Here is a 7,841-nt window from a genome sequence, read left to right as displayed (position 1 = left end):
ACCATCGACCTCAATGCCCTGGCTCTATAGCATGGCAAACTGTTCGCGATGTCCTCGCACACCTGTTCGCGATGTCTGCAGTCCAAACACGATCGAGGGGCGGACTGTGGGGCCTGGTTTAGGCGCAGGCGGAAGGGCCGCCTGGGCTCGGGGGGTACCTCGGCCACTGCAGGCGGCGGCGCCAGATCACCTTCAGGCGCGCAGAGACGCTTCTGCTGCTCTTCGTGGGAATCCGGATCGGCCACTGGCGCAGCGAGCGTCGGGTTCGCTTCTCCGCCAAGATTTTTCTCGGCGTGTTCGCGTGCAAATCCTGCGAGACCAATTTCGACCATAACGCTGACAGCACGACAGATCAGCGTCAAGAAGAACGGTTTGGAAGCCATTCACCAATCGTCCAAGTTTATATTTCTCTTTCCCAACTTGGGGAGGATAGGGGATTAAATACTGCTTTTGTTTCAAGGCTGACAAGGAGAGGAAATACTATAGTGAAAAATCTCCATCTATTTTCACAAACCACCTTCCTCTTACCCCTATCGCCCCACTCACGAGTGTCACCAACCTCGGAGCGACTAGTGGCCCCCCAAATCCCAATTCGTGCCCTGTCGACCGTCGGTCCCAACGCGACGGCATTCATCTGCGATGGGATGGCCGCATTAGAAGGGGAGGCCCTTACCTCAAGGGCGTCGGCAATCCAGTGCGGGTCCTTCTGGACGTTGCTGATCCCGGCATCCAGGTCCGCAACACTTGTGGGCTGGAACGGTGCATTGAGCCCCACCACTACCGAGTGATTGTCGAGACCCCATTCAAGTTCGATGACAGGCCGAAACCGCCTTGGCGCGACCTACGGTTCGGCAAATCGGCTAGCTTCAACAATCTCGAGCTGGACCAGATCGAGTTTGAGGTCCAGCAGCTGGTTAGTGGTGAGAGCACCGAGGCGGATCTAGTGGAATGCGGATTCAAGCCTGTAATGCAGACCGAAAACCGAGCCGAGCGCTCGGCCGTCGCGCCAGCACCAGGCCAAAATCCCCCGCAACACCCGCCGGCTGTACCGGCCGCAGGACCAGCGCGGGGTCGAGACGGTGTTCGTGATCATGGATCGCGAACAGGGCCAGGTGCTGGCGCGGGTGAAGGGCAGTGCTGCGCATTGCGAGATCGAAGCAGAGAAACTCGCCCGCTCGCAGGGTTTTGAGCTCGCCGATCTCAAGGTTTTGTTTGAGGGAGAACTTTCTTAGGCCGCTCCACGGTCGTGTGGGGGAGCGGGACGTGCCGGAAGCCCGGGATGGGCGCGCTGTGTGAGCGACGGGATCAACACGTCGGAGGTACGACGACCACTTCGAGCGCCTGCGCCTAATTCACCACTGGTGGCTGGCGCAGGTGCTGCTGCTGCAACTCACAGTTGAGTAAGCGTTGCGTTTAGGCGTGGCGTAGGCGCTGGCGGGGGACCGGTTTGGCCTCACGCTTGCATTTTGCAACCAGTTTTCTTGGAGGAACCAGATAGTGCTGCAACACCCATATTGGCTGTCGGCAAAGGCCGAACAGCGGCAGGAAGCGATCGAGAGAGACCGGCTGGAGGCCATTCGCTTCCTCGAACAGACCAGAGAGCGGCAACCGACCGGCAGGGTGCTCGAAGCAATCGAGACAAAACACTAGAACTTTTCCCCATAAGACTCTCATTTTAAAGGCTTTTTCGGCCCTATATTAAGAACTCTCTTTTTCTTCTCCTAAGTCCCCATAGGGGGGTAAAGGTTCCAACATATAAAACAAAACCGATTTCAACCCTGACTACGAAAGTTTGTACCCAGAGTACAATATTATTCTTAAGGAAACGAAATCGGACTTTTTTTAGCTGTCGAAACTCATCGGAGCACCCAATGGCTCGACCACGCAAGCCCCTGGCCGAGCGCATCGGCCGGCTCTCGCAACGCGAGGGTGACCACCTCGTTTGGCAAGGTCAAATCAAGGACGGCAAGCCCTATCTCGACCGTGTCGGCAACCCCGCCCGTATCCTGCTCAATCTCACGGAGCACCCCGATTATCAGATCCGACGTGACGAAGGTCTCTGCGACGATCACCGGTGCATCGAGCCGCACCACTATAGGGTGATCCGCGAGCGGAAGTTCAAATATGACGACCAGCCCTCAACAGCGTGGCGCGATCCTCGCAACACCAGCCCGTTCTCTGACCGAGAACTGGAAGAGATTGAGGAGAACGTGGAGCTCCTGATCGCCAACGAGATCACGGAGGATGACCTGGGCATCTTCCCGGACAATATCCGGGACGATATCATCAAGCGCGCCACATCCAGGCCCACCACCTAACCCCTGCAACAGCACTCGACGAGTGCCTCGCGCCGTCGACGGCCAGGATCATGCGCTCATGGACCTATCGCGGCCTCGGGCCGTTGGAAAGCAAGATGTTGTATCCGCTGAGAAGAGGTTGCTTCAGATACTCTAGTAACGTGCGCTTTCCGCCATCGACCGTGCTCGAAGAAAGTGCCGGTCGCTCAAACGGCCACAAATCCCATACAAAAAACGACGCCACGACGTCAAATGCCTGCCGATCTTTTTCCTGGGCATAATAGACGCGGGCCAGATCGGCAACGACGTCGCCTTGCGAGTTGCGCAGAAAATCTTGCGGATGATAGTTGAGCACCCGGAGAGCCTTGGCCCATTGTTGCGAGCTCCACAGGACCTGCAGCTGGGGTAACTCCATCGCGATCACGCCGCGATAATGCGGGGAATAGGCGAGGAGCGGAAGGCTGATCGGCATGAACACTTGACGCCGATCCGCGATAAACGTTTCCACGCAGATATGCTCGCACCGTTCGGAGATCAGGTGGCGAAGAAAGCTGTCGTCAAAACCCGCCGGTGCGGCGATCTTCGAGGTACGAACCAACTCGTCGACGATTTCAAATTCGACCTGCAGGGCGCGCAGGTAGGTGAGCGTGTGCGCCACAAGAGGGTTAGTCACCGCCACGAGGGGGTTCATTTGGGAATTGCCGGTCGGATTTAAGCCGGCCAGCTCCGGAATGGATTTCGCGCCCCCATGCATTGGCGCGGCCTTGCTGTCAAAATAGACTGCCGTCTCGTGGGCCAAGATCTGCACGAGCCGGGTTAAAGAAATGGTGTTGGTGGTCGTCAGAATCGTTGTGGTGTTCGAAAACGGATCCGTCCAACTGTCGATCGGAAATGATTGATCGATACGCACAAACCGGTATTGACGCGCTCTTTCGCTTTGCAAAGTCTGTTTCTTAATTTTGCCGGCGGTGGGGTAGATCCATGGATTGTCGGCAGCGCTGCTGCAAGTGGGAGCGATGGCGGCCGCCGCCTGTGCTGAAATACCAAGATGGAAAGACAGGGCTTCCGCATCCGCTCCAAGTATTTGGCTGCAAATGGACTGGCCCAGACGGGTCTGCAAGATCAGGGTGTAAGCTCGGTCAATATCCGCTTGGTTGGTCAATTCGACGGGCAAGGCCAGCGCGGGGATTGCTGTCATTAAAATAAGCAGATGTACGAAGGCCTGTTTCAGGAACATGAGCCTGTGTAGCACAAAATCGGCGCCGCAGCCCGCGCCCCGAGGGGATGGGAAGACGCGGGCCGATCGGATCAGAGGGAAAAATCCGATTTCTCAGCACAAAGGACGAGTGCTGCACGATTCGAACGTACCGGCTGGGCCAGGGTTCCCGGACGGATGACAAAAAACCCGCCGCACCTTTCGGCACAGCGGGCTTTCAGTCGTTCACCAGGCACGGGGTGTGGGCGGGGGGCTTGTGCCCGGATCGTAGGAACCTACGCTCGCCAGCTGCATCGCGTCTACCAACCGCCGGTTGGCACCTTTAGGCACGGTTGGCGAGTGTATGGTGGCGCTTTGCCCTTGAAGAGAGTAGGGTTCCCCGGTCGCCCATACCTTCCGGCAATTGAGCGCTTGAGAGCGAGCAACGTGCTTTCGCCTAATCAGGGAGAAGTACGATGCAGCAGCTATATTCCAACCTCGTCACTCACTATGAGAAGGCAGTGTCCTTTCAAGACAGAGTTGTAGAGCAAGAGCGCCGGTGCGGACATGTCTTCCCGGAAAGCGAAGCCCTGCTAGAGATTCTGGCCGAGAATTTGGCCGAAGCCCGTCGCGCGCTCGATCGTGTGACTCACAGTCATCACTAGCTCACCGGCCAAGCGGCTGTCTGGAAGCCGACAGAAGTTCTTCCTCGTCCCTCACACCGGCCATGTAATTGGCAATAATTCGGGACGCGAGCGATTCGCGCTGTTGCTCCGATTGGCCGTCAATTTTCAAGCGATTGAACACGCGGCCCAGTAGCGCCAGCTCGGAGGGATTGAAAACTCCGGCAGCCTCGGCTGTTCCAGTAATCGGCATGACAAACCCCCTTCGCCCAGAGATTTTTCGTGCAGCATTAACATACACCAAAAAACCGCACCCCGTTGCAGAATTTATTGGGTGAGCGCGCCCGCGCCATCGCCCAAACCTAATCCCGCAACACCAACACCAACTGCAACAGCAACACGACGGCGCCCACCGCGCCGGCGAGCAAGGAGCGCATGCGCTATGTTCCAACTTCCCTCCGCCCGTGACGACCGCACGCTCCATTTCGTGAACCTCAATCGCTACCAGCGAGAGGGCAAGAACCCCGAATGGATGCTCGGCAAGTTCTGGCAGATCGACCAGACCATCTACGACGAGTTCCTGAACCTGCTCCCCCCGATCTACTGCGGGGGTGGGTTCCGCATGTGTGAACGCCTGACCAGGGACATCGCAGCCACCTACTTCAAGGTCGGCAACGATTACTGGTGCGGGTTCAGCGACCTGACCGACCCGGCGGATCATTCGCAGCAGCAGCACTGCAGCACTCAGCGTGCGTCTGAGTGTCAGCGCTCAAGGTCCGAACTCACGGACCGGCCTTCTGAACGATACTATAGGGCAAGTCGAATTTGGCCATCGTGAGGCGTGGGAGCTTTTCCTATTTCACGTTGCGAAGCTGGCGCGAAGGGCGTGCCAGAGACGCACTTAACCGAAGGAAACATCCAAAAATGGATATTCTTGAACGGATTGGTGAGGTGGCCAACGACCTCGCAGACGATTGGAATGCCGATTTCCTCTACATCAATTCTGATATCGATGAAGAAGCCTTTGAATGTGTATTCCATGAGACAGAACCTCGCCGGAGTAAGGGGGAATATCTGTTCATGCTGATAAATGCCGAAGCCGGCTCGGCTGCATCAGCACTCAAGATCATGAGCTATTTCCAGTATAAGTATTCGGGGACCTGCATTGTTGTCGTGGGTCAGTGCACGGATGTTGGTAAGATCATGTGCGGAGAAGCCACTGAGACCTGGGTCGGGAAGGCCAGCGGGTTGGCGCCCCTCGATCTTCGGAACATTGCAGAAAGCGTTGCGTGTGACGCCGACGGGCCAATGGGAGGAGGGAGCATGGAAACATTCCAGCGCCTGCATGATCAGAGTGATTTTTCTGCTCTTCAAGAAGCGATAAATGCTGCCGAGGTTTGCGATTTTGTGACCTTCAGGGAAGGCGGAGTAAGTATTTTCAGCAGGGCGATCGACGTTAAGAGGAAAGACGACAAAAAGCTGAGCACGATGCTCGAGGTTCTTCCAAAAAGCCCAAGAAATATATCAGCGGAGCGGAGCGCGATATTTTCTACCTGAACGGTGAGTATGGCTGGTAGGCGTACTGACGGCAGTTTCGCGGGCAGCTGCCTATTAGCGCGCGGTCGTGCACGTCGCCGGCTTCTTGGGGGAGGGCGCTGCCGCTTTACGCCCGGGGCTTTCGGAAGCGAGGCCAGTACGCGCAGGGAGGCGCGAAACAGCGTGCGCTACTGCATGGCGTGAGGCTCCTGGGTATCCTTTGTGGATTATCCAGGAAATGAGGGAAGACAGCCCGTCGGCTTCGGTCGGCGGGCTTTTCTTGGCCGGAGCCTAATCCCCGTCGCCTGGGCCTCTCTCAGCATCAGTAAGTGTGTCTCGGACTTCGTGGATGAGTGCGAGCCATCTGCTCAATGGGATGAGAGAGGACTCGGCCGTCATCAGCTCAGCAGAGGGTTTCGTATGCGACGCCGACACCGTCCCGATCTAGCTTCCGGCCCCTCGTCGCACGAGCTGATCTGTCTACACGTTCGCCGCGGTTCGCATGACAGAGCCGCTTTGCGCGACCAGCCTTCGGTTGAGCAGACCGAGCGGCTGGCTCGACCGCGCCGCGCCGTCAGCGTCCGACGCGCGCCAGCCCCACGGCTCTTGGAATTTCCCCACCCACAATCCAACTTGGCCGCTTCAGCATTCGCCTGCTGCGCCGCATAGGCACTATGGCTGTAGCGCGGCCAATCGAGCGCCTGGCCGTGCTCGACCCATCCAAGCCACCACGCTGGCGCCGTTGGTCGCGCCGGCAGTCACCAACAAAGCGGCGATAGCGGTCCCACGTCACGAATGAGCATTGCACCGGACTTGAGGCCGCCAGGAACGCGTCCAGTGCTTCCGCCGATCGCCGGCCGGCGTCCCACAACAGGCTGCTGTCGCTCGGCTCGTGGATGAGGGCTGCGGTGACGGTGCTGTCCACACGTATCGCCCTGCCGCTTGCCAGCTTCTCGTGGCGGGCGCTCGAAAGCAGCACCTCGTTGATGTCTTCCCAGGTCGAGGCCCGGATCGCGCTGATCGTCTTGTGCAGGGACCGGCTTCTTCGGGCTTCAGGGCAAACGCCCGGAACGAGGCGGAGTCCTCCAGGTGGAAAGCCAGTTGCTGGTAGCTGAGCTGGTGATGCTGCTTGAGCAGCGCGCAGCGCAGCACCGCCTCCGTCGGCAGGCCCTCGCGGCCGGTCTCCTTGACCCCGTGCCGGCGCAGGTCGGCGGCCTGGTCAGGTGACGCTGCTCGTCCAGCCAATCGGACATGCCCTTCAGCTCACGGCCGATCTCGTGTCCGGCGAAAAGATCGAATACACTGGCTTGGACGGTGCGTTCTTGGCGCATTGTCGGCTCCGGGGGTGGCAGAAAACGCTTTGGATCAGTGGTATGATGCCAAAGTGTATCTGAAACCGCCGGAGCTTTCCTGCGGAAAACTATTCCTCAAAGAAGGGCGACACCAGCTCAAGGCGCATTTCTCGGACAACCTGATTGGGCCGTATAAGCCAGAGTTCCATCTATCGATAGTCATCGAGGGTTACATCTATGGCGCCATTGGCCACGACGACGGTGTGAGCATAGAATTTGGTGTCAACGTCACTGACGTGACGATCGCCAGCCGACCTGTTCAGTCTCGATAAAGGATCAGGCCAATGCCTCTTCTTACGACGACACATCGAGCGCACTACACGACTACCCCACCGGGCAGCCTCTCGGCGTCTGGCGGTCGTCTCGCTCGGGTCTGTGTGGTGGAACCGAGGGGGCACGGGGGTGCCACGCATGAGCCTGTTATCCCGATGGGTCGTAAGAAAATTTGGCCCGGATATTCCGGCCCCTCCTTTTGACCCCGTTGAACCCGCTCACCCGAATTGTCTATCCGCGTGTACACGAAAACCGGTGCGGACTGGACGAAGAAGTATGCAGGGCTCGTGGAAGCCGCGAGGGAGCTTGCCGTCGAGAACGCGATTATCGACGGCGAGGCAGTCGTCACCAATGAGGCCGGTCTGCCTGACTTCGCTGCGCTTCAGAAAGCCCCCCACACAGATCCCTATGCCACGTATCTCGGCGCCTTCGACATTCTGCATCTGAATGGCCACGACCTGCGCGACATCGGCTGCAAGGCGCGCCGTGAAATTCTCTACGGCATCATCAAGCCGAACAGCCGGATCCAGTTCAGCGAGGCTATACCCGGCGACCCCAAAGCGAT

11 protein-coding genes and 1 pseudogene are annotated in these 7,841 nt (G+C 58.3%); 8 read left to right on the top strand and 4 right to left on the bottom strand.

The window, feature by feature from the left end:
- Positions 1 to 383: hypothetical protein (locus AC0L2Z_RS34420; RefSeq protein WP_473630523.1), on the bottom strand; the 383-nt coding region annotated here is incomplete at its 3' end.
- 708 nt (positions 384 to 1,091) lie between these two features.
- Between AC0L2Z_RS34420 and AC0L2Z_RS34415 the strand changes: the two genes are divergently transcribed.
- From AC0L2Z_RS34415 to AC0L2Z_RS34405, 3 genes are all read left to right on the top strand, one after another.
- The gene (locus AC0L2Z_RS34415) at positions 1,092 to 1,232 is read left to right on the top strand and encodes a hypothetical protein (RefSeq protein ID WP_473630522.1); all 141 of its coding nucleotides are present in this window, start codon (positions 1,092 to 1,094) and stop codon (positions 1,230 to 1,232) included.
- A 265-nt stretch (positions 1,233 to 1,497) separates the two neighbouring features.
- Entirely contained in the window at positions 1,498 to 1,650 is a 153-nt protein-coding gene (locus AC0L2Z_RS34410; RefSeq protein WP_473630521.1) for a hypothetical protein, read from the top strand.
- 221 nt (positions 1,651 to 1,871) lie between these two features.
- Positions 1,872 to 2,318: a hypothetical protein gene (locus tag AC0L2Z_RS34405; RefSeq protein ID WP_473630520.1), complete on the top strand. Its 447-nt coding sequence runs from the start codon at positions 1,872 to 1,874 to the stop codon at positions 2,316 to 2,318.
- Positions 2,319 to 2,382: 64 nt separating this feature from the next.
- Here the strand turns inward: AC0L2Z_RS34405 and AC0L2Z_RS34400 are convergent, their stop codons facing one another.
- The gene (locus tag AC0L2Z_RS34400; RefSeq protein WP_473630519.1) at positions 2,383 to 3,534 is read right to left on the bottom strand and encodes a hypothetical protein; all 1,152 of its coding nucleotides are present in this window, start codon (positions 3,532 to 3,534) and stop codon (positions 2,383 to 2,385) included.
- A gap of 434 nt (positions 3,535 to 3,968) precedes the next feature.
- Here AC0L2Z_RS34400 and AC0L2Z_RS34395 point away from each other — a divergent pair, with 434 nt between their 5' ends.
- Entirely contained in the window at positions 3,969 to 4,157 is a 189-nt protein-coding gene (locus tag AC0L2Z_RS34395; RefSeq protein ID WP_473630518.1) for a hypothetical protein, read from the top strand.
- 1 nt (position 4,158) lies between these two features.
- On the opposite strand, the gene AC0L2Z_RS34390 is transcribed toward AC0L2Z_RS34395, so the two are convergent.
- Complete coding sequence (locus AC0L2Z_RS34390) at positions 4,159 to 4,368, bottom strand: hypothetical protein (protein ID WP_473630517.1); 210 nt, start codon at positions 4,366 to 4,368, stop codon at positions 4,159 to 4,161.
- Positions 4,369 to 4,557: 189 nt separating this feature from the next.
- On the opposite strand from AC0L2Z_RS34390, the gene AC0L2Z_RS34385 reads away from it, so the two are divergent.
- On the top strand, positions 4,558 to 4,953 hold the full coding sequence (locus AC0L2Z_RS34385; protein ID WP_473630516.1) for a DUF1419 domain-containing protein: 396 nt from the start codon (positions 4,558 to 4,560) through the stop codon (positions 4,951 to 4,953).
- Between the two features lie 86 nt (positions 4,954 to 5,039).
- Positions 5,040 to 5,672 carry a hypothetical protein gene (locus AC0L2Z_RS34380; protein ID WP_473630515.1) on the top strand — a complete coding sequence of 211 codons (633 nt, stop codon included), beginning with the start codon at positions 5,040 to 5,042 and terminating at the stop codon, positions 5,670 to 5,672.
- A gap of 832 nt (positions 5,673 to 6,504) precedes the next feature.
- Here the strand turns inward: AC0L2Z_RS34380 and AC0L2Z_RS34375 are convergent.
- A pseudogene (locus AC0L2Z_RS34375) lies at positions 6,505 to 6,982 on the bottom strand (transposase); the annotation flags it as partial.
- Positions 6,983 to 6,996: 14 nt separating this feature from the next.
- Here AC0L2Z_RS34375 and AC0L2Z_RS34370 point away from each other — a divergent pair.
- Complete coding sequence (locus AC0L2Z_RS34370) at positions 6,997 to 7,275, top strand: hypothetical protein (protein ID WP_473630514.1); 279 nt, start codon at positions 6,997 to 6,999, stop codon at positions 7,273 to 7,275.
- 240 nt (positions 7,276 to 7,515) lie between these two features.
- The coding region (locus AC0L2Z_RS34365; RefSeq protein WP_473630513.1) for an ATP-dependent DNA ligase at positions 7,516 to 7,841 on the top strand (326 nt) is incomplete at its 3' end.

The organism is Mesorhizobium sp. WSM4850 (assembly GCF_055811735.1).
Note: the sequence above shows the minus strand (reverse complement) of the source record. Positions and strands in the feature narration are given on the sequence as shown.